Origin of the sequence: Paraburkholderia bengalensis, from assembly GCF_037126505.1 — a bacterium.
GTDB classification, from domain to species: Bacteria; Pseudomonadota; Gammaproteobacteria; order Burkholderiales; family Burkholderiaceae; genus Paraburkholderia; species Paraburkholderia bengalensis.
Genome location: NZ_JACFYJ010000017.1, coordinates 25,750 through 44,856, shown reverse-complemented (window position 1 = coordinate 44,856; position 19,107 = coordinate 25,750). Strand labels below are relative to the sequence as shown.

The 19,107-nt window shown below is 62.8% G+C and carries 22 protein-coding genes; 16 read left to right on the top strand and 6 right to left on the bottom strand.

The genetic code is table 11. The features are described from left to right. Positions 1 to 13: 13 nt before the first annotated feature. The 9 genes from H3V53_RS13060 (at position 14) to H3V53_RS13020 (ending at position 5,996) form a co-directional block, all read left to right on the top strand. The gene (locus tag H3V53_RS13060; RefSeq protein ID WP_054924469.1) at positions 14 to 445 is read left to right on the top strand and encodes a F0F1 ATP synthase subunit epsilon; all 432 of its coding nucleotides are present in this window, start codon (positions 14 to 16) and stop codon (positions 443 to 445) included. Next, complete coding sequence (locus H3V53_RS13055; RefSeq protein ID WP_336598266.1) at positions 442 to 756, top strand: AtpZ/AtpI family protein; 315 nt, start codon at positions 442 to 444, stop codon at positions 754 to 756. Before H3V53_RS13060 ends, H3V53_RS13055 begins: the two co-directional genes overlap by 4 nt. After that, positions 749 to 1,042 carry an ATP synthase subunit I gene (locus tag H3V53_RS13050; RefSeq protein ID WP_336598265.1) on the top strand — a complete coding sequence of 98 codons (294 nt, stop codon included), beginning with the start codon at positions 749 to 751 and terminating at the stop codon, positions 1,040 to 1,042. Before H3V53_RS13055 ends, H3V53_RS13050 begins: the two co-directional genes overlap by 8 nt. Further along, entirely contained in the window at positions 1,039 to 1,737 is a 699-nt protein-coding gene (locus H3V53_RS13045; RefSeq protein ID WP_336598264.1) for a F0F1 ATP synthase subunit A, read from the top strand. Before H3V53_RS13050 ends, H3V53_RS13045 begins: the two co-directional genes overlap by 4 nt. After that, entirely contained in the window at positions 1,734 to 1,979 is a 246-nt protein-coding gene (locus H3V53_RS13040) for a F0F1 ATP synthase subunit C (protein ID WP_336598263.1), read from the top strand. Before H3V53_RS13045 ends, H3V53_RS13040 begins: the two co-directional genes overlap by 4 nt. 7 nt (positions 1,980 to 1,986) lie before the next feature. Continuing rightward, positions 1,987 to 2,730 carry a F0F1 ATP synthase subunit B family protein gene (locus H3V53_RS13035; protein ID WP_336598262.1) on the top strand — a complete coding sequence of 248 codons (744 nt, stop codon included), beginning with the start codon at positions 1,987 to 1,989 and terminating at the stop codon, positions 2,728 to 2,730. After that, positions 2,723 to 4,279, top strand: a complete 1,557-nt coding sequence (locus H3V53_RS13030) for a F0F1 ATP synthase subunit alpha (protein WP_336598261.1) — start codon at positions 2,723 to 2,725, stop codon at positions 4,277 to 4,279. Before H3V53_RS13035 ends, H3V53_RS13030 begins: the two co-directional genes overlap by 8 nt. Further along, on the top strand, positions 4,260 to 5,135 hold the full coding sequence (locus tag H3V53_RS13025; protein ID WP_336598260.1) for a F0F1 ATP synthase subunit gamma: 876 nt from the start codon (positions 4,260 to 4,262) through the stop codon (positions 5,133 to 5,135). The genes H3V53_RS13030 and H3V53_RS13025 overlap by 20 nt, the downstream gene beginning before the upstream one ends. Positions 5,136 to 5,747: 612 nt before the next feature. Further along, on the top strand, positions 5,748 to 5,996 hold the full coding sequence (locus H3V53_RS13020; RefSeq protein WP_336598259.1) for a hypothetical protein: 249 nt from the start codon (positions 5,748 to 5,750) through the stop codon (positions 5,994 to 5,996). 438 nt (positions 5,997 to 6,434) lie between these two features. Here the strand turns inward: H3V53_RS13020 and H3V53_RS13015 are convergent, their stop codons facing one another. Further along, entirely contained in the window at positions 6,435 to 6,854 is a 420-nt protein-coding gene (locus H3V53_RS13015) for a hypothetical protein (RefSeq protein ID WP_336598258.1), read from the bottom strand. Between the two features lie 247 nt (positions 6,855 to 7,101). Here H3V53_RS13015 and H3V53_RS13010 point away from each other — a divergent pair, with 247 nt between their 5' ends. After that, on the top strand, positions 7,102 to 7,572 hold the full coding sequence (locus H3V53_RS13010) for a universal stress protein (RefSeq protein WP_336598257.1): 471 nt from the start codon (positions 7,102 to 7,104) through the stop codon (positions 7,570 to 7,572). Positions 7,573 to 7,744: 172 nt separating this feature from the next. Here H3V53_RS13010 and H3V53_RS13005 read toward each other — a convergent pair whose 3' ends face one another. Then, entirely contained in the window at positions 7,745 to 8,191 is a 447-nt protein-coding gene (locus H3V53_RS13005) for a hypothetical protein (RefSeq protein ID WP_336598256.1), read from the bottom strand. Between the two features lie 211 nt (positions 8,192 to 8,402). Here H3V53_RS13005 and H3V53_RS13000 point away from each other — a divergent pair, with 211 nt between their 5' ends. Next, positions 8,403 to 8,678: a DUF1488 family protein gene (locus H3V53_RS13000; RefSeq protein WP_336598255.1), complete on the top strand. Its 276-nt coding sequence runs from the start codon at positions 8,403 to 8,405 to the stop codon at positions 8,676 to 8,678. Here the strand turns inward: H3V53_RS13000 and H3V53_RS12995 are convergent. The 3 genes from H3V53_RS12995 to H3V53_RS12985 form a co-directional block, all read right to left on the bottom strand. Then, positions 8,572 to 10,254: a bifunctional aminoglycoside phosphotransferase/ATP-binding protein gene (locus H3V53_RS12995; protein ID WP_336598254.1), complete on the bottom strand. Its 1,683-nt coding sequence runs from the start codon at positions 10,252 to 10,254 to the stop codon at positions 8,572 to 8,574. The genes H3V53_RS13000 and H3V53_RS12995 overlap by 107 nt on opposite strands. A 98-nt stretch (positions 10,255 to 10,352) precedes the next feature. After that, positions 10,353 to 11,642: a polyhydroxyalkanoate depolymerase gene (phaZ, locus tag H3V53_RS12990; RefSeq protein ID WP_336598253.1), complete on the bottom strand. Its 1,290-nt coding sequence runs from the start codon at positions 11,640 to 11,642 to the stop codon at positions 10,353 to 10,355. 872 nt (positions 11,643 to 12,514) lie between these two features. Beyond that, positions 12,515 to 13,183 carry a SagB/ThcOx family dehydrogenase gene (locus tag H3V53_RS12985; RefSeq protein ID WP_336598252.1) on the bottom strand — a complete coding sequence of 223 codons (669 nt, stop codon included), beginning with the start codon at positions 13,181 to 13,183 and terminating at the stop codon, positions 12,515 to 12,517. 354 nt (positions 13,184 to 13,537) lie between these two features. On the opposite strand from H3V53_RS12985, the gene H3V53_RS12980 reads away from it, so the two are divergent. From H3V53_RS12980 to H3V53_RS12970, 3 genes are all read left to right on the top strand, one after another. Further along, positions 13,538 to 14,188, top strand: coding sequence for a BON domain-containing protein (locus tag H3V53_RS12980; protein ID WP_054924452.1), 651 nt, complete (start codon positions 13,538 to 13,540; stop codon positions 14,186 to 14,188). Between the two features lie 70 nt (positions 14,189 to 14,258). Then, positions 14,259 to 14,498 (top strand): hypothetical protein, encoded by a 240-nt coding sequence (locus H3V53_RS12975; protein ID WP_336598251.1) that lies wholly within the window; start codon positions 14,259 to 14,261, stop codon positions 14,496 to 14,498. A gap of 98 nt (positions 14,499 to 14,596) precedes the next feature. Then, on the top strand, positions 14,597 to 16,441 hold the full coding sequence (locus tag H3V53_RS12970) for a PHA/PHB synthase family protein (protein WP_336598250.1): 1,845 nt from the start codon (positions 14,597 to 14,599) through the stop codon (positions 16,439 to 16,441). 250 nt (positions 16,442 to 16,691) lie between these two features. On the opposite strand, the gene H3V53_RS12965 is transcribed toward H3V53_RS12970, so the two are convergent. Beyond that, the gene (locus H3V53_RS12965; protein WP_336598249.1) at positions 16,692 to 17,654 is read right to left on the bottom strand and encodes a universal stress protein; all 963 of its coding nucleotides are present in this window, start codon (positions 17,652 to 17,654) and stop codon (positions 16,692 to 16,694) included. 227 nt (positions 17,655 to 17,881) lie between these two features. Between H3V53_RS12965 and H3V53_RS12960 the strand changes: the two genes are divergently transcribed. Continuing rightward, positions 17,882 to 18,532 carry a BON domain-containing protein gene (locus tag H3V53_RS12960; RefSeq protein WP_336598248.1) on the top strand — a complete coding sequence of 217 codons (651 nt, stop codon included), beginning with the start codon at positions 17,882 to 17,884 and terminating at the stop codon, positions 18,530 to 18,532. An 83-nt stretch (positions 18,533 to 18,615) separates the two neighbouring features. Then, entirely contained in the window at positions 18,616 to 19,086 is a 471-nt protein-coding gene (locus H3V53_RS12955; protein WP_336598247.1) for a hypothetical protein, read from the top strand. Positions 19,087 to 19,107: the final 21 nt, after the last annotated feature.

The window sequence follows — 19,107 nt, the reverse complement described above, 5'->3', positions numbered from 1 at the left end:
CGGAGATGCGCTCATGCCGGACATATCGCTCAAACTGACCATCGCGACGCCGGCACAGGTGGTGGTCGACGGCTTGCGAATCGTCTCGTTGCGCGCCGAAGACGAAAGCGGCGGATTCGGCATTCACGCCGGACACGAGGACATGGTGACGCTGCTCAGCGCTTCCGTCGTGAGATGGACGACGCCGGACGGCGTCGCACATTTTTGCGCCGTGGACGGCGGCGTGCTGATCGTGTCGAACGGTGTGGCCGTGTCGATCGCATGCCGGGAAGCGGTGCCGGGCGCGTCGTTGCAGCGCCTGGAGGCGGAGGTTCACGAGGTGCGGGCGGCACAACTGGATGCGACGCGGCGCGCCCGTGTCGAACAGACTCGATTGCATGCACACGCTGTTCGCCAGATGCTGCGTTATCTGTGCCCGCAAGCGGAGCGCGGAGTACCCGAATGACGAGGCACCGCAATGACCGTTCCGCTACCGACGATCGCGTCGCGAAAGCGGCGCAGAACGCTGCAAGCCGCGACGCACTGGGACGCGAAGACCGCGAGCCGTCCCTTGCCGCGCGGCTCGGACAGATCGGCGTTCTAGGCTGGACGATCGTTTTGCCGACGCTCGTCTGTCTCGCGCTGGGTCGCTGGCTGGACCGGCTGATGGGAACGCGAGTGTTCTTTTCGGCTCCGTTTCTGATGATCGGCGCGGCGATAGGCCTCTGGGCCGCATGGAAGTGGATGCATCGGCAGCAAAGGAGAGATCGTGACTAGTCCGGTTTTCGCTCATTTGCACAGTGCACTGGCATTGATCGTTGCGGGTGGCGCGGTCGGCTTGCTCATCGGCGCGGTGCATTTCGTATCGCTGCGCTGGAATGCCGCCCTGTTCATCGCAGGGCGCCCGGCTGGCGCATTGTTGCTGCAACTGTTGCGTATCGCGCTGTCCGCGGCGGTGTTCGTCGTACTGGCGAAGGCGGCCATGCTCGCCTTGCTCGCAGGAGCAGCCGGTTTCATGTGGGCGCGGAGCATTGCGCTCCATCTCGGTCGAGTCGAATCATGATGCGTTCCCCGCTGACCACGGAACCTCTGCTGCATATGGGGCCCGTTACGATCAGCACGCCCGTGATTGTCGCGTGGGCGATCATCGCGTGCCTCGCGATCGGCGCTGCGTTGCTCACGCGCAAGCTCCCGGTTGCGCCTTCCAGAGTGCAGACGGTTCTCGAGCTGCTCGTCGAAACCATCGACGCCCAGATTCGCGACACGATGCAAACCGCGCCGGCCTCCTATCGCGCGCTGATCGGCACGCTCTTCCTGTTCGTGCTGGCCGCCAACTGGTCGTCGCTCCTGCCCGGCGTCGAGCCGCCCACGGCGCATCTGGAAACCGATGCCGCGCTCGCCTTGCTCGTGTTGCTCGCGACGGTTGCGTACGGCGTGCGCTCGCGCGGCCTGCGCGGATACCTCGCGACATTCGCCGAGCCGACGTGGGTCATGATCCCGCTGAATATCGTCGAACAGCTCACGCGCACCTTTTCGCTCGTCGTGCGCCTGTTCGGCAACGTAATGAGCGGCGTGTTCGTCATCGGCATCGTGCTGTCGCTCGCGGGCCTGCTCGTGCCCATTCCGCTGATGGCCCTCGATCTCCTGACGGGAGCCGTGCAGGCTTACATCTTCGCTGTGCTCGCAATGGTGTTCATCGGCGCCGCGGTTGGCGAGACGCCGCATCCGGCAGACAACAACCAGAAGGAACACGCATGAACCTCATTGAAATCATCAGCATAGCCGCGGCGGCGCTTGCGGTGTCGTTCGGCGCAATCGGTCCGGCGCTAGCGGAAGGCCGCGCCGTGGCGGCTGCGATGGATGCGATCGCGCGACAACCCGACGCGTCGGGTACGTTGTCCCGGACGCTGTTCGTCGGGCTTGCGATGATCGAGACAATGGCCATCTACTGCCTCGTGGTCGCGTTGCTGCTGCTGTTCGCCAATCCTTTCGTCAAGTGACCCGGCGATGAAGATCGACTGGTCGACGCTGGGGTTGCAAACGGTCAATCTGCTGGTGTTGCTGTGGCTATTGCAGCGCTACCTGTTCCGTCCCGTCGCGAAGATCATCGCCGAGCGTCAGGCCGCCGCGCGCGCGCTCATCAGCGATGCTGAAGCCGCGAAGATCGCGGCGCGCAAGGAACTCGACGCGATGACTGCCGAGCGCGCGCAGCTTGCCGCGCGAAGAGCCGATGCCATTGCGCAGATCGAGCACGACGCGAGCCAGCAGCGCGACGCATTGCTCGCGGCGGCGCATGAAGACGCCGACAGGGTGCGCGCGGAGGCGATTGCGCAAATGCAGCGAGACCGGGCGGCGTTGGCCGACGAGGCATCTGCACGGGCCGTCATCCTTGCGGTCGACATCGCGCGCAAGCTGTTGGCGCGCATGCCTGAATCGACACGGGTTGAGCCGTTCATCGACGGACTTGTGGACGGCGTGAACAGGCTTTCCCCGGCAGCGCGACAGCAACTGATCGGCGACGCGTCGCTACAGTTGACGGCACCGCGCGCGCTGACAGCCGACGAGCAGCGCGCGTGCGAGGCCGCGCTTGCGGCTGCGCTAGGCCACCCTGTCGTGTGGCACGCGCAGATTGACGGCACGCTGGTCGCGGGGCTCGAACTGGTCGGCCGGCACGGCATCGTGAGCAACAGCTGGCGCGACCAGCTGGAGCAGGTTCACAACGGGTTACTGAACGACGACGGACATGTTTGACGATACGAGCGACGGATGGCTGGCCTGCAAGCGCAGCGCGCTCGCGGCGATCGAACTCGAGACGCGTGCGACCTTGATGGGCCGCGTTGAGCGCGTCGCGGACGGCATCGCGTTCGTGTCGGGACTGCCGGATGTGGCGCTAGACGAACTGGTCGATATCGAAGGCGGCGTCACGGGCTACGTGCATTCGCTCGATGTCGACGTCGCGAGCGTCGTGATGCTCGACAGTGGCGAGTCTGTGCAAGCGGGTATGCGCGTGACGTCACGCCATGCCGTTCTCTCTGTGCCCGTTGGAGAGGCACTTCTGGGACGTGCGGTCGATCCGCTCGGGCGGCCGCTCGACGGCGGTGACACGATCAGGACTGACAGCAGCCTTCCTGTCGAGCGGCCGGCGCCCGCCATCGTCGAGCGGGACTTCGTCAGTGAGCCGCTCGAAACGGGTGTCCTGATCGTCGATGCTTTGTTTGCGATTGGACGAGGGCAGCGGGAACTGATCATTGGCGACCGGGCCACAGGAAAGACTGCGCTCGCGATCGAGACGATCGTCAATCAACGACATACCGACGTTATCTGTGTCTATGTAGCTATCGGTCAACGGTCGACGGCCGTGCAGCGCGCGATCGACGCGATACGGCGATACGGCGCGCCCGAGCGATGCGTCTTCGTAGTGGCATCGTCAGCGTCGCCACCCGGCCTGCAATGGATCGCGCCGTTTGCAGGATTTTCGATTGCCGAGTTTTTTCGGGACCGGGGGCGGCACGCGTTGGTCGTCGTCGACGACCTCACCAAACACGCGGCCACGCATCGCGAGCTTGCATTGCTGACACGCGAGCCGCCGGGGCGCGAGGCCTACCCGGGCGACATCTTTTACCTGCACGCGCGCCTGCTCGAACGCGCGGCCCGGCTGTCTGCGGACCTGGGCGGCGGCTCGCTGACAGCCTTGCCGATTGCCGAAACCGATGCGGGCAATCTGTCCGCCTACATCCCGACCAATCTGATTTCGATCACAGATGGGCAGATCGTGCTCGACGCGGGCCTCTTCGCGGCCAACCAGCGACCCGCCGTCGACGTCGGCCTGAGCGTGAGCCGTGTGGGCGGGAGGGCGCAATATCCGGCGTTGCGCGAAGTGGCGGGCCGTTTGCGGCTCGACTACGCGCAGTTTCTCGAACTGGAAGTCTTCAGCCGCTTCGGTGGTCTCGCCGATGCCCGTGTGGTCGCGCAGATCGAGCGCGGCAAACGCATCCGCGCGCTGTTCGCTCAGCCGCGCTTTAGCGCGCTACGGGGCATCGATCAGGTCGCGTTGCTTTCCGCGCTGGCTGACGGTCTGTTCGATGGTGTGCCCGTCGAAGCGATCGCACAGGCGCGGCAGCGCCTGGCTACATCAGGCATCGCGCATGGGCTGACGGACGACATACTCGCAAAGCCGCTCGGCGAATCCACGCGCAAGCGGCTGATCGATGCCTTGTTCGGCGTTGTCGGGCGTGGGGGCCTGGGACCGGCCGACATTCCGACGACGCGGGAGCACACGGATGACCAGCCGGCTCAGTGAAATCGAAGGCCGGATGGCAACCGCGCATCAACTGGATGCCGTGATTCGTGCGATGCGTGGAATCGCTGCGGCGCGGGAGCGTGAAGCACAGGCCCGGCTGGCGGGAATCCGTTCTGTTGCGGCAACGGTCGGCGAAGCGATCGGCATGGTGCTGACGGCAACACACCGGGACACGGGCGGTTTCGCGCGCGAGCACGACCTGGCTCCCGTCCTGATCGTGTTTTGCACGGAGCAGGGTTTCGTCGGTGGATTCAACGAGCGGCTGCTCGAGCGTGTCGAAAACTGGCCGTCGCCCGGTGCGGCCGCGCTGTTCGTGGTCGGCACGCGCGGTGCTGCCTTGGCGGATGAACGACGGCTCGCGTATGACTGGTCGGTGCCGATGGCCAGCCATGCCGAAGACGTGATGCGCGTGGCCGGGCGCATCAGCGATGCTGTGTTTGCGCGGTTCGCAGCGCATTCCGCGTCGGCGATATGGCTGATACACGCGGTGCCAGCACAAGGGGCGCAGGTGGCGATCGTGACGAGGCGGCTTGTTCCGTTCGATTTCGACCGCTTCAGGACTGCGACACGCGTGCGGCCGCCGTTGCTCACGTTACCTGTCGACAAGATGTTGACGGGGCTTGCCGAGCGTTACGTCTATGTCGAGCTATGCGAGGGCCTCATGTTGTCTTTTGCTGCGGAAAACGCAGCTCGCATGACGGCAATGCTCGCGGCAAGCGATCACGTCGGCGAGACCTTGAAAGCGCTGACGCGCGAGGCTCGCATCGTCCGCCAGGATGAGATCACGACTGAAATCGTCGAACTCGCGGTCGCGGTGGCGCCTGCTTCGGGAAGCGGCATCGGGAAGCGGGCGTAACGATGCGCAAAAAAGCCCTGCTGTGCGCCGCTTTGACGGGTTCGACACTTCTCGCCGCGTGTTCGACGCGCTGCGAAACGCCGCTTCGCGGGATGTCGCGACGGCCCCTTGTGACGACGCGTGGGCGCGAACCCGGACGTTTATTCAGACACACGGCGTAACGTAGATCGTTCAGGCAGACGACTCGGCGATTCAGACGGCGTTTCCGCATGCGTTTGGCTTCGTCTATCTCTCAGCCTCGAAAATCGGTGACGATGCCGGCAATATGGTCATTCGTCTTAGGCCGATGTGCCGGGGCATCTGTGACAGCGACGGTCGCGCCCGGGGCTGTTGTACCGCTCTTGCGCGCGATCGATCGCGTCGGTCGAGGCTCAATTTCGCACATGGATGACGGTGAACCGTTGACGGCTTGCGCGTAGGCGGCCCGCCATCGGGGACGGATATCCGGCAATCTCAGTTAGGAATATTCCTACTTGATGGCTTCATCGACTACCCGCGTTTAAAGGCTCGCCGATTTCAATCGAAGCAGGGGCCCTCAATAATGTTCTTAACCCGCCGCCGACACACAGACTCGCATTCGGTCACGGGCGCAGGCAGAACGAGGAGCACGAAATGAACGGCAATGGCATTTCTCTCAGAGATCTCGTCGACAAATGGCTCGCGCCGACGCGTTCGATTCCGGCCAAGGTGACTCAGACCGGGCGTTTCGGCGCCAGCGGCGCTCGCTTTGTCCGGCTTGAGGGCGCGGTGTCGAACGGTCCGTTGAGCATCGTTTTTTTCCGGCATGGTCAAGGCGCCTGGGACGTCTTTCCGCCCGTGCCCCACACGCCCGCGATGGGAACGCGTCTTTTCGCGCCCTGATTCATGCGAGTGGCTGGCAGCGCGTTACGGTCGAGGACCGATCTGATCAAGCCTCGAATCGAAACGTGACATAGCCTGACAGGCGTAGACACAACGTCAGTTTGTCCGCGTGCCCTTGCCGTCAAGATGACGGCACCGCCTCACGCACCGCCCGTCCGGTTTCCTGGCGTCGCACGATGGCCAATAGTCTCAGCTTCTTCACACAATCAGCTCGATGTCCTGATCACTGCCGGCGCGGCCCGCTGAGCGCGGCATGGGGCGCGCCGCCGTGGCAGACAGCCGAATGGGTGCTGCGCGTCCCGTTCGTAAGTCTCGTCGGGAGCGGATCGGGTTGTCACTGCACGAGTTCTTCACGCCGAACCGGATAGTCTGATTGCTGGCGGCGGTCGCAGCCGTCCTCGCCACGGCGGGCGTGGACACAGATAAAGCCGTCGCGATTCACTCGCCGCGAAACCGCGGTGCGGCTATTGATTGTTTGGCCGGGTTCTTGACGGGCGGGGTTTGCGTATGCGCGAGGTCGGGAGAATCTGTCGCGGCGGGGCTCGGAGATCCGTTCACGGACAGTCCGATGGAGGCTGCGGGCTTCGCGGTTTCCGCGGCCGGCAGTGGCATGGTGTGCACCGCATGCGCGCCCGCAGCGATGTCCGAGATGCGTTTGCAATACAGCATCGCCTGCGACGCGCAGGCGGGCAACATCAAACTTCCAATCGCGGCGTACTCGAGCGGATTGCGCACGGCCGCCGCACGCAACCACGTTTCCTTGCAGAGCGCCGTCCAGCTCGCAAGCGCTTCGGTGTTGGCCGTTGCGAGCGCCTCCATCGTTTCGGCTCCAAAGCCCGAGGGCGAGAAAGTATTCATGAACGTCTCCTGTGCGATTCGGCATCTCCGCTGTCCGGTTTGACTGTATGACGGCCACATCTCAATCCGTTGAGGCACGTCAATCGGCGGGACATTTTTCCAGCAAAACACACACAGGTGCGCGACGTCGAGCCCTTGATTCAGGTCAAGCGCCGATCCGCGCAAGCACCGAAGATAAGAAGCATGCGATGCAAAGCGTGATGGGGCGCAGCGAGTCGTGGCGCGAGCGAATTTCAAGGAGGCGTTCATGTACAAACAGATTCTGATTGCACTAGACGGTAGCAAGACGTCGGATCGAGTGCTGAACGAGGCAGTGAAGATGGCGCGCCTCACGGGCGGAAAAATACAGGCCGTGTACGTCGTCGACAAGACGCCGCTCTTCAGCTATGCCGGGTACTACGATCCCATCGCGCTGGTCGATGCGCTGCGCAAGGATGGCCATACCACTCTGCAGAAGGCGGAAGCAGCGTGCCGTCAGGCAGGTGTCGTGTGCGATGCGGAGATGGTCGAGACCGAGCGTCTGAACGAGGACGTCGCGACGACGCTGCAACATTGCGCCGAGCGGCTGGAGGCGGATCTCGTCATTCTGGGTACGCACGGCCGACGAGGGGTGCGCAGAATCGTGCTGGGCAGCGTGGCCGAGCGCTTCGTCCGGTTTGCGCAATGTCCCGTGCTGCTCGTGCGTGGCACCGAGCCGGAACAAGGAGAGCAGGGCTGAAACCCGGCGTGCGGCGGCGGCTGATGACGCGGCAACGACCGCGCCTATCAGGCCATCGCCCAGCGCCTGCAGGCCACAGTTGCACGTTATGCGGCGCTGGGTGGCGGTCGGTTTCCGATTTCGGATCGCCGTCGGCAAGTGCCGCACCGAACGTCCTGGCGTCGCGCGGCGCTCACGAGGCCTTCTCAGATGCGTGAACGAACGCTTTGGGCGATTCGCCCCAGCCAATCGGGGCGAAAACGGTCCCGCCCGCCAGTTCGATCAGTTCGATGAATCTCAGCAGCGTGAAGCCCGCCATGATGTGGATCTGCTTCCCGTGAAAATAGCTTTCAGTGCGCAGCCAGGGAGACGCGCCCGCATTGAGTTCGAACACGCTTATCGAGTGACCGTTGAGTCCAGCTTCGGGCGGGAAAAGAGGGCCGTCGAAAGCGATCTTCAGAATCTGATCGGTGCCGTCGCCGTAGGGCGGATGCGCCTGAAGCTGATAGGGTTTCTTATCCCAGCCATCGCCCCATTGTTCGTCGAGTCCGGTGCGGGTGAAATACGCCCAAGGCCCGCGTATGAAGCAAAGGCGATAGAGGTTGCCCACACCCTCCAGATCGACCCGCAATGTTGTCATTTATGCACCCCATCTGCATGCCGAACACATGAGCCTGCAATGTATGAAGGCCGCAAGTCAATCGTTGCACGCGTTGGACGGATCGGGTTGATGCAGGTCAACGGGCACAGGGTTGATCCCGGTCTCGCGGACGTTGACGTGCATCAAATCCGGCAGCATGCGCGGGGCTAATCTGACGTTTCAGTCTTGCGGTCCAGGTGGAGTCATTGCCATGCAGATATCGTTTCCCTCCTGCCGCCCGGATTATTGCGCGCGCGATCTGGTGTTGACCTTTCCCGCCCGCGTCGACGAGCAATCCGTGCAATGCGCGATTACGGCAGAAGCGCTCGAAGATCATTTCGGCGCGCGGTCGCTGAGAGAAGAAGACCTGTTCGACGCGTTCAATGCGCATCGTCTCGACATCGAAGTGGCCGCTCGCCGGATGCTGAACGAGGTAGGGGGCAATCCCGTTCTGCTGCATAGTGGCTACTTCCGCTTTTGCACCTGATGCGGCAAATATCGGACGCGGGTTCGACCGCAGACGAAGACATCAGATCAAGTACGGACTCCCAGAAGGTGGCTTCGTCGAAGTCCTCGACGGGACGGGTGGTATCGAAGGCGAAGGTCTGGGTCGTTTCAGCAGATGTCAGCGCGTCGGCGGTGGCGAGTTGCAGTGACAGCGTGGATGCATCGGCGTCAGACGCATCGTGCTGAGTGCGCTGACGTATGCGGATGCGCTCTGCGAGGACGTCGGGCGCGGCATGAAAGTCCAGCAGGCGCACCCGCGCTCCCAGCCGCTCCCCGAGCGAAAAAAAGGCGCTGCGATGGCGATGCTCCAGGAAGGTCGCGTCGACGATCACACTATAGCCAGCCTGTAGAACACGGAATGCGATTTGAAGCAGGTGGTCATAGACGGCGTGCCGGGCCTCAAGCGTATAGTGCGTCGCGTCCAGGCGAGCATTTGCCGCGATCGTGGACTCCAGACGCTTGCGTTCAACGTCGCTCGACAAATACACCGCACCGCTTAATTCGGCCAGCGCGCGACCGGCGACGGATTTGCCCGAGCCAGAAAAACCATGACACAGCAGCAGAACGGGCGGCGGCCTTCGCGTCTCGCCCATAGCGATGCCTATGTAGCATGCGGCATCATGTGCTGCTGCGGCGGCTTTCGGATGCGAGCCGCGTTTGCTGTACAAACAGGCCACAAGCGCTCGAACCAACGCGCGATACACAACATAGAGCGGCATCAGTTCCAGCGCGGCGTAGTCGCCCGTCGCCTCAAGCCACCGGTTGAGCAGGCGGTTGGACAGACGGGCGCCCGCCCGCGTCCGCAGATCCATGACGAGGAATGCAGCGTCGTTGGCGATGTCGATCCAGCGCAGCGCGTCGTCGAAGTCGATGCAATCGAACATCGACACATCGCCGCGCCAACGCATCACGTTGTCGAGGTGCAAATCGCCATGGCAGGCGCGCACGAGACCATTCGCCCGGCGTCCGTCTATCGCGCCCGCGCGTTGCGCAAGTTGCTGTTCGCACCAGGCGGCGGTTTCACGCAGCCCCGGCTCCGCGCAGTCGGCCTGAAGGGCTGCAATAACTGAGTCGATCTGCGCCTTGAGTAGCGCGGCGCTGCCGTATCGTGCGAGCGGCGCGACTCGCGGCGCGTGCCGATGCCAGGTGGCAAGTCGATGTGCCGCGCGATCGACTTCGCGCGGCCCCAGCGCTCCGCTTCGCGCGAGGCTGGAAAAGAGCCCGGATTCGTCGAACCGACGCATCTTGACTGCGTGCTCGACTCCGTGGCCGCTCGATTCGAGCGTAAACGTTCGCCCGCGCCGCGTGATCGGGAGCACGCCCAGATAAAGTCCCCGCGCAAGCGGTCTGTTCAGCCGCAACTGCGCTTCGCAGCAATGTCGGCGCGTTTCTGACGCCGTGAAATCCGCGAATCCGGGCGCGACGGGCTTGATGATCTTGTAAGCAAAGCGGCCCGCGAGATAGACGATGGAGATATGCGTTTCTATTCTGACCACCCTTGCGGCCGGATGCCGATAGGTGCCCGATCGTTGCATGGCGGCGTCGACGCCGCGCACCTGACGTCGCGCGGCGCGAATACGGTTTTCGCCATGCAGTGTGCCCGTCTCCGTCGAATGGCCGCGCAATCTGGCAGGGCTGTGTCTGACAGGTACTCTCACGCCTGCCTCCTGCTACGGTTTGTGCTGGTTTTGTCCGGTCGTGTGCGGACCTTCGACGCTGCCTCTTCGACGTCACGCCAGAAACTGCACAAAGCCGGATGCACGGCATCGCGCCAGCGGGTCCCCGTGAAAAGGTCATAGTGATTGCACGCAGGAACGGTTATCTGCCGGTCGAGCGGTGCCATTGAAGCACCGCACAACGCGTGCGCGCAGTGCGTCTGGCCGGCGCCCGTGATGTCGTCGAGTTCGGCTTCCACGGTGCATAACGGCATGCGGCGCAGTGCGTCCGGTTCAACGTGCCTGCCTCGAACCCACCATGCATTGCGCGGCAGCAAATGCTCCTGGAAGACGATTCGAAGGATGTCGAGGAAGTAGCGTTCCGCCATGTCGAGTACAGCGGCATATTCGCTCAATGCTCGCAGCGCCAGGGTGGCGGCGCGCGTGTCGCCTGCCAGCCAGTGCGCCCAGTAAGCTGATTCGAGACGGACGTGGCGTTCTGGATGCGCCGCGAAGATGGCGCCCTGCTGGATAAAGCCAGGATAGACGCGTCGTCCTGCACCGCGATACGGCGGTGGAACGATGTCGATCACATGATCGCGAAACCATGTCAGCGTATGCGACGTAGCGAACCGGTCGATGACGGTCGGACTGATCCGGGTATCGATGGGCCCGCCGAGCAGCGACAAGCTGGCGTAGGGCACCGTCCGCGCATTCGCGAGCAACGCTGTGGCCGCGAGTGCGGGTACGGTTGCCTGGCACACGGCGAGGACGTGTACCGGCGGTCCGTGGGCGTGGGCCACGCCTATGAAACGTTCGAGAGCAAGGACATAGTCGTCGAGCGAAAGAGGGCCTGATTCTGGCGGCACATCACGCGCGTCGGCCCAGTCTGACACGAACACGTCGCGTTCCTCGAGCAACGTTTCGGCAGTTTCGCGCAACATCACGGCGTGATGGCCCGCAAGCGGTGCGCAAAGCATGACGGGCCATTGGGTGGCGGAATGGGGCGCAGCACAGTTGCGCGTGAACTTGCGCAGCACGCCGGTCGGCAATGAATCGACAACCGTTTCTTCGATGTCGATCCCGTTTCCACGGCTCGACACCGAGTGAATTCCGAACGGCGGTGCTTGCCGGTATGCAGACATCGACCTGAGCAGCCAGTGACGGAAGGCGTTGACGACATCAGCGGGACTTTCCCCGGACGATGGCGCCGTGATATTCCAGAGCTGCGTTCTATCGGCAATCGTGCGAACGAGGCGCCGCTGTGCATCGATGAAGGCGTACCACATCATCAGCTCCGTCTGCCGTCATTACGCAGAAAACGCTGCCACCCGTTCGGAACGCATCCTCATGGCGGGCGATTCGTGCCTGAATAGCCTGCGGGGCGGCATCGCTCGATCGCAGCCAGGTTTCAGTCGATCCTATCGCACTTTGCATTGCACTCGTGTTTTCAGCCGGGCGATCGATAGGATCACGCTGCGGCCCCCAAGGTCCGAGCGTGACCTTGACGGCTTCGGCGAGCGCATTCGCGCCGTTGAGCAGGGGTGACACGGCAAACCTCCGCGGGCGTTGGCCGATAGCGCATTGGATGCGCAACGGTAGTGGACTGTCTGCCTATTTAAGTCGCCGTGAGCGGCAACCCGATTGATCTGCATCAACCGGTCGGGGGCGATGGCGGCAGAACATCATGAAACCGGACATGCCAATCCTCGTTGTTTCCGAGAGACCATGATGCCCACGCAGCGTCCTTTGCGCGATGCGCGCAAATTGCCCCGTTGGTTTCGACCTGGGCAGTATCGCGTTCACGATGTTCTTTCGTGACGGTCGTCGTATTGCAGTTCACGACGACAGAAATCGCTTATAGCGACTTTCAGCATCCCGTCGCGGGCGAGCAGGTCGCCGATCTGGAGGTGGCGCCCACGCGTATCACGGGTACGCATCGAGATGCCAGGCGCGGCTTCGCGATTGCCGGCGTCCGACGCAGCCGTCCCGACGCGCATCTCGACGGTTGCGATGCCGGCCGCAACGGAAGCCAGACGAATCTACGGAGAACTAGAAACGGGCCTCATTCCCAAGCCCGTTTCCGTGTTAGCGCAACGTGAACATTCCAGCAGGCCCGGACGCCGCGCCGCGCTGCGCTGGCCGGTAATGGAGGACGACGTCAATCCGCGAGAGAGGTCAGTGTCGTGCCCGGCGCGCCGATTGTTTGCGCAAGAACAGGCAGTTCGTCTTCGTTCAGCTTTAACGCGTCGCTCAGCAGACGATGATTGATCCACCCGCGCACGACGCAGCCAAGCCCTTCGGACGCGCAGTACAGCGCGACGTTCTGCGCCATTGCGCCTGCCGCGACAGCCGAGAAGATATCGCGCTGCTGAGGGGGCATCTCCAGCAGACGCGACATGTTGACTACGTAGACCAGGTCCAGCGGCGCAGTGCCGACGAAGTCCTGATAGCCGGTCAGGTTGCGCGCATCGCTGGCATGTTTCAGCACGAGCCGATGCTCAGGTGCATCGTATCGGTACACACCTTGCGGCAGCACGGCGTAGAGGTCGATTTCGTTGAATGCGTGCGCCGATGGTGCGGTACGACCACCTTGGCGCGGCCGATTGATGCCGTCGGCGGCCCACAGCAGCGCGCCGAGTGTAGCGGATGTCAGCGGCGCGTCGGAGAACTCGCGCGTGCTGCCGCGTAGCGCGAGGGCTCTCATCAGCGGCGCCCCTGAGGACATGTCGGGTTTCGGCAATTCAATAACGGCCGGGGTGTCGCCCCGCGCGGGAGCCGGCGCACGACCGTGCGCGGGTTCGTAAGTCAGCAGCTGTCTGTCGGTCATGATCGACTCCTTCGTGGATGGGTCGATGCATTCGCATCGGCGTAGGTGTGTCGCTTCCAGGATAGAGGTGACCCGAAGTACGGCTGTTGACTTCAGTCAATCGCATCGCGATGGAGATTGTGGGGCTCATCGCCGAACGCGGTAACAGGACCGATCAAACGCAAGTACACCCTTGCAATCAGGAAGCCTGTCATGTGCCGTCGCCTTCCGCCGCGCGGGCCCGCGGCTCGGACCCGTATCCGGCAAGCGCCGGGAAGACTCGCATTCTTGATCTGTATCAGTCCCATCGTCGGTCTGCGGAGAGATGCTTCCGTGTGGTGGCGCCGGCCACGATTCACATCGAGGAGATGCGTGATGAAATCAGACCGCCAGTTGAGGAAGGAAGTCGAGGATGAACTTGATTGGGACCCCGCCGTAACCGCAACCGACATCGGCGTGGAGGTGACGGATCGTGTAGTCACGCTGTCCGGCCATCCTCCAAGCTACGCCGAGAAGCTTGCCGCCGAAAAGGCGGCGCATCGCGTGGCGGGCGTGAAGGCTGTCGTCGTGGACATGCAGGTACGGCTGCCGCAGAAGGACGAACGTACCGATGAAGACATCGCCAGCGCCGTACACGATATCGTGCACTGGACAGTCGGGTTGCCGGACGATTCCGTGAAGGTTCAGGTCGAAAAAGGCTGGGTCACGCTGACGGGCACGGTGGACTGGGCGTATCAGGCCCACATCGTCGCGCGTGCGATAAGCCATATGCGTGGCGTGCGCGGCGTCAGCAATCGTGTCGAGGTGCGTGGCCATGTCGCACCGCATGATATCGGCGCGCAGATCGCACAGGCCATGCAGCGCCACGCGGACCGTGAAGTCAAGCATATCGGGATCGAAGTCAAGGATGGGACTGTCACCCTGACGGGCAAAGTCGGCTCGTACGCTGAGCGCGCCGTCGCGAGGGGAGCCGCTTGGAGCGCGCCGGGCGTGCGAGCCGTGGTCGACGATCTCGTTGTCGAATGACATGACATGCCACCTCTCCCGCCGCTGCGCCTCTTCGTGGCCCTCAACGGCGAAGGCAAAGGAGCCTGCGATGACTTTATCGGGAAACGTGCAGGAAGGAGCATGGTCCGTGAACGTGCAGACAGAACCGGTCGAAGACGGCGGATATCGATCGACCATTCAGGTCCGGCATTCGTCGCCGGAAGGCGATTTCGAACGCACCTTTTTGCAGGGCAAAAAGTTTGGCACGGAACGCGATGCCGTGCTGGACGCCCTGCGTGAAGGCATGACGTGGATAGAACTGAAGATGGCACGGACCATCAAGGTGTAAAGCGGAATCTGCTTCCAGCAGCTTCACGCATCTCAATTGTTCGAGTCCGTGCACGCGCAGCGTCGGCACGGATGACTAGCCGGATCGACCGAACGACGATGGCAACGCTTCCTCTCACGCTCGAACCCATGCCGGAACGCGCGGCTCGACTCGCGACGCTCACGTCGGGGACTCACTCTCCCCGTGGCATTGGGCCGGGTCACGCCCAGAGCGGTTGTCGCGGTGAAGGCCGTCCCCACCCCATGCTTTCGCGCGACGCGCTTGACCGCGCGGCGCATGCCGGCGTCGCTGCCTTGACGGGCGGCCTGTCGCCGGCATCCGTGGCGCTCGCCTTCATGGATTGGGCGTTGCACATGGCAGTCGCGCCTGGAAGGATGCTGGAGTTGTCGACCGAGGCCGTATTGGCGAGCACGCAGATTGCACAGGGTGCAATGCGCGAATGTGTGGACCGGCCAAAGCATGGACATGTGCCCGAGGACCCGCGCTTCACGGACGACGCCTGGACCACCTGGCCGTTTCATGCGTATCGCGACGGATTTCTCCGACTCCAGCATTGGTGGGAGTCGGCTTCAACCGCGATACCGGGCGTCGAAAGACATCACGAAGAACTGGTGCGCTTCCTGGTTCGCCAATGGCTGGATGCGTGCTCACCCAGCAACTTTGTCGCCACCAATCCAGAAGTGCAGCGGGCGGCGTGGTCGAGCGGCGGGACGAGCTTCGTCACGGGCGCATTGCACTGGCTTGCTGACCTGCGCGATCTCGTGCATGGCCGTTCTGACGATGAGCACGCATACCCTTCGGAATGGCTGCCAGGCAAACAGGTTGCGATCACTCCGGGCAAGGTCATCTGGCGCAACGAGTTGTGCGAATTGCTGCAGTACGCACCCACGACACCAACAGTGGCGAAAGAGCCAATCCTGATCGTGCCGTCGTGGATCATGAAGTACTACATTCTCGATCTTCAGCCGCACGATTCGTTGATCCGCTATCTCGTCGACGCGGGCTACACCGTCTACACGATTTCGTGGCGCAATCCCCGTGAGGCGTTCCGTGACGTCGGACTGGAAGCGTATCTGCAGGAAGGAATCCTCGCGGCCCTTGCGCAAGTGCGCGAGCGTGACGCGCAGCCGGTGCACGTGGTGGGCTATTGCCTCGGCGGGACCTTGCTCGCCATCGCGGCGGCCGCGCTCTTTCGCGACGGCAGGGGCGACGAGGTGAAAACCATGACGCTGCTCGCCGCGCAGACGGACTTCACCGAACCTGGCGAACTCGGCCTTTTCATCGACGCCAGCGAACTCGCGGCACTCGATGCGTTGATGTGGCGTCAGGGTTATCTCGACGGCTCACAGATGTCGGCGGCATTCCAGTTGCTCAAGGCGCGGGATCTGATCTGGTCGCGGATGATGAGCGAATATCTGCTTGGCCGTCGTTCGCAACCAAACGACCTGATCGCGTGGAACGCCGATACGACGCGCCTGCCGTACCGGATGCACAGCGAGTACCTGACCTCGCTCTTTCTCAACAACGATCTCGCGGAAGGGCATTACTGCGTCGATGGACGGCCTGTTGCACTGTCCGACATCGAAGCGCCGATGTTCGTCGTCGGCACCGAGCGCGATCATGTCTCCCCGTGGCGCTCCGTCTACAAGCTTCACCTGCTCACACACAACGAGCTGACGTTTCTTCTGACGGCGGGCGGGCACAACGCCGGCATCGTCTCGCAGCCGGGCCACCCGGACCGCTATTACCGTTGCGCAACGAGAGCGGCGGGCGAGCCGTATCGCGGCCGACAGGAGTTCCTCTCAGCCAATGAGCCTGTCGACGGCTCGTGGTGGCCGAAGTGGAATCAATGGCTGCGCGACCATTCGGGCGGTGAGGTCGTCGGGCGCGAGATCGCCAATAGCCTGGAAGACGCGCCGGGCACGTACGTGTTCGAAAGATAGCTGCGCAGTTTCGGAGCCCGAGGGCGCGTTTCTCAGTCTGTATTTGTTGGCTCGCAGTGCGTGACGCTCCGACTTCGGGTGCTGTTCGTCAGCCTGGACTGGGACGGCACTGCTGCTGCACAAACGGCAATTGCGGCTGAGGCCTGCTCGCTGGCGTGGAAACGGCCGGTTGACAATCAGGAAGCGAAAGCGAACCGTTCGCCGGCGAGAAAGACGCCGTAGCGCGCACGCCGTCGTGCCTGCTCCACTATCAGGCCAGAGCCGCCATTGTTCCCCGGTCGCGCACCAGCAAGACGGGCGTATCGGCAAGTCGCACAGTGCGGGCCGCGACGCTGCCGACAAGCCAGCGCTCGAAGCCGCGCCGGCCATGCGTGCCGAGAACGAGCAGGTCGCCTTTCCAGTCCTGAACGTCACGGACGATTGCGTGAGGAATATCGTCGTGGCTCTTGTGCGTTTTGAGCAGTGCCGTCTCCGTGTAGCGCCCCTGCTCGGCGCAGAGTCGCGCTGCACGATCGAGTGCTGTGCAACCCTCTTCGAGATAGGCGCTTTCCAGGACGTGGATGACATCGCCATCCATCACGTTGCTCGCACGATCCACGACAAAGACCGCGCGCAATCGGCTGTCAGGCGTCGTGAGTTGCAGACCGGTGCGCAACGCGACGATTGAACAGGCGCTGCCGTCCAGCGCGAAGACTATACGTTGGGCGGGATTGTCGGTTGGCACGCGGCTGTCCTCGGGAACCAGCAGCAACGAGCAGCTTGCGCGGCGCGCGACCGGTTCGGACACAGTGCCTTCCACCCAGCGCAGCAGACCTTGATGGTTTCGCATGCCCATCACGATCAGGTCCGCATGCCACTCCGAGGCGGCAGTGAGCAAAGCATCCGCCGTATTTCCGCGGTGGATGGACAGGTCGATGAGGCCGAATTCCAGCTGCGTCCCGGCAAACATGGTCTCGATCCTCGCGAGCGCGGCGCGCGCATCTCCCACGATTTCATCTCTTGCGCACGCGAGAGTGTCCCGTGCGGTTGAGCCGAGTGGAATCAGCGTTCGCGGGTTTTGCGCAACGGTCACCACCCGGATCGTTGCCCGCCCGGCGAACTGGGCCTTCGCGTATTCGGCCGCGCGTGTCGTCGCTTCGGAGTCGTCGACCGCCAGCATCACGCGCTGGAACGCGCGGCCGGCGGCTGACTCTAGGCTGGATGCTTGCGCCATGGTGATTCTCCGTATCGGACGAGAGGGCGTCGTATGGATTCTCCGTTGAAAAGAGTGCTTCCGATTGATCATTGTCAATTGACCGTGAACACGGTTTTATTGTTCGGCCAATCGTCCCGTGGCGACCTGGTTGACTTCGATCAATCGCGCGGGATGCGGGCGGATTAGTCTGACCGTGTGCTGGGCGTTCATTTCTCGAACGAAAGCACTTCAGGAGGGCGGATGCCATGAAATCGGACAGTCAACTGCGTCGCGAAGCGGAGGAAGAGCTCGCCAACAATCCGGCTATCGATGCGAACCGGATTGGCGTGGCTGTCGCGGATGGCATCGTCACACTCAGCGGACACGTTCCGGACTATGCGCAAAAGGTCGCGGCCGAACGATCGGTGCTGCGGATCGCTGGCGTGGTCGCGATGGTTGCGCATATCACCGTGACGCTGCGTGAGACGGATCAAAAGACCGATGAAGACATCGCATTGAGCGTGCGAGCCGTGCTCGACTGGATTTCGGGCCTCGAAGAAGACGCCATCAGGATCAAGGTAGAGCAAGGATGGGTGACATTGACCGGTAACGTCAGGGACGGCTACCGCAGCCATATTGCAGAGAAACATATCGTGCATCTGCGAGGGGTCAAGGGCATTACGAACAACATCCGGATTTCGGGTTCGGCTTCGCCGACAGATATCGAATACAACATCCGCAAGGCGATCCAGCGTCATACGGATCGCGAACTGAAGCATCTCGACGTCCAGGTCGATGGAGGCAACGTCACGCTTTCCGGGCATCTCAGCTCGACAGTGGAACGCGCGATCGTGTGGGGCGCTGCCCGCGCAACGGCGGGTGTCAAAGCCGTCGTTGATCGTCTTGTTATTGGTTGATGCAACACCGCGCGCGCGGCCGGCGGAATCCGCGGGAATCGTCGCGGTATCGATGATATGAAGGGCAATGATAGGAGACGGATATGAACTGGCTGACGGAATACTTTGCTCAAGGCACTCGCACCTTGAACTTGTCCTTGTGGGCCTATCCGCCTGCTGTCATGGGTCCCGACGGTCCGATCGTTCAGTCTGCCGCATTGTGCGCCCGGTATCCAGGTGTCGAACTCGTGTTTTCGCCTGCGGGCAAAGTCCGGCATGGCGATCGGACTTACGAGCTTCCGGCACGATACGACAGCATGGGTTCGGCCAAACAGCCGGTTTCGGCAGCGGCGAAAGACCAAGCGAGCTTCTTTCGCGAGGTTTCCATATTCGCCCCATCGCATCTGAATGGCGAAGCCGTCATCGTGATCAACCATGCGTTCTCATTCGCACCGCAATTTGCTGCCGACGGTACGCCCGGTTTCGTCGGGATTGCCATGCCAGACTCAGATGAGTATTTCCGCACCGGCCAGATGAAGCTTCCATGGATGTTCGCGGGGTATCTCAGTATCTGAACAAGGCAGACGTAGACACGG

What these genes read in the sequence shown, in the direction of transcription:
- H3V53_RS13060 (WP_054924469.1), top strand. Translation starts at nt 14, where the DNA reads ATGCCGGACATATCGCTCAAACTGACCATCGCGACGCCGGCACAGGTG.
- H3V53_RS13055 (WP_336598266.1), top strand. Translation starts at nt 442, where the DNA reads ATGACGAGGCACCGCAATGACCGTTCCGCTACCGACGATCGCGTCGCG.
- H3V53_RS13045 (WP_336598264.1), top strand. Translation starts at nt 1,039, where the DNA reads ATGATGCGTTCCCCGCTGACCACGGAACCTCTGCTGCATATGGGGCCC.
- H3V53_RS13040 (WP_336598263.1), top strand. Translation starts at nt 1,734, where the DNA reads ATGAACCTCATTGAAATCATCAGCATAGCCGCGGCGGCGCTTGCGGTG.
- H3V53_RS13035 (WP_336598262.1), top strand. Translation starts at nt 1,987, where the DNA reads ATGAAGATCGACTGGTCGACGCTGGGGTTGCAAACGGTCAATCTGCTG.
- H3V53_RS13030 (WP_336598261.1), top strand. Translation starts at nt 2,723, where the DNA reads ATGTTTGACGATACGAGCGACGGATGGCTGGCCTGCAAGCGCAGCGCG.
- H3V53_RS13025 (WP_336598260.1), top strand. Translation starts at nt 4,260, where the DNA reads ATGACCAGCCGGCTCAGTGAAATCGAAGGCCGGATGGCAACCGCGCAT.
- H3V53_RS13020 (WP_336598259.1), top strand. Translation starts at nt 5,748, where the DNA reads ATGAACGGCAATGGCATTTCTCTCAGAGATCTCGTCGACAAATGGCTC.
- H3V53_RS13015 (WP_336598258.1), bottom strand. Translation starts at nt 6,854, where the DNA reads ATGAATACTTTCTCGCCCTCGGGCTTTGGAGCCGAAACGATGGAGGCG.
- H3V53_RS13010 (WP_336598257.1), top strand. Translation starts at nt 7,102, where the DNA reads ATGTACAAACAGATTCTGATTGCACTAGACGGTAGCAAGACGTCGGAT.
- H3V53_RS13005 (WP_336598256.1), bottom strand. Translation starts at nt 8,191, where the DNA reads ATGACAACATTGCGGGTCGATCTGGAGGGTGTGGGCAACCTCTATCGC.
- H3V53_RS13000 (WP_336598255.1), top strand. Translation starts at nt 8,403, where the DNA reads ATGCAGATATCGTTTCCCTCCTGCCGCCCGGATTATTGCGCGCGCGAT.
- phaZ (WP_336598253.1), bottom strand. Translation starts at nt 11,642, where the DNA reads ATGTGGTACGCCTTCATCGATGCACAGCGGCGCCTCGTTCGCACGATT.
- H3V53_RS12985 (WP_336598252.1), bottom strand. Translation starts at nt 13,183, where the DNA reads ATGACCGACAGACAGCTGCTGACTTACGAACCCGCGCACGGTCGTGCG.
- H3V53_RS12980 (WP_054924452.1), top strand. Translation starts at nt 13,538, where the DNA reads ATGAAATCAGACCGCCAGTTGAGGAAGGAAGTCGAGGATGAACTTGAT.
- H3V53_RS12975 (WP_336598251.1), top strand. Translation starts at nt 14,259, where the DNA reads ATGACTTTATCGGGAAACGTGCAGGAAGGAGCATGGTCCGTGAACGTG.
- H3V53_RS12970 (WP_336598250.1), top strand. Translation starts at nt 14,597, where the DNA reads ATGGCAACGCTTCCTCTCACGCTCGAACCCATGCCGGAACGCGCGGCT.
- H3V53_RS12965 (WP_336598249.1), bottom strand. Translation starts at nt 17,654, where the DNA reads ATGGCGCAAGCATCCAGCCTAGAGTCAGCCGCCGGCCGCGCGTTCCAG.
- H3V53_RS12960 (WP_336598248.1), top strand. Translation starts at nt 17,882, where the DNA reads ATGAAATCGGACAGTCAACTGCGTCGCGAAGCGGAGGAAGAGCTCGCC.
- H3V53_RS12955 (WP_336598247.1), top strand. Translation starts at nt 18,616, where the DNA reads ATGAACTGGCTGACGGAATACTTTGCTCAAGGCACTCGCACCTTGAAC.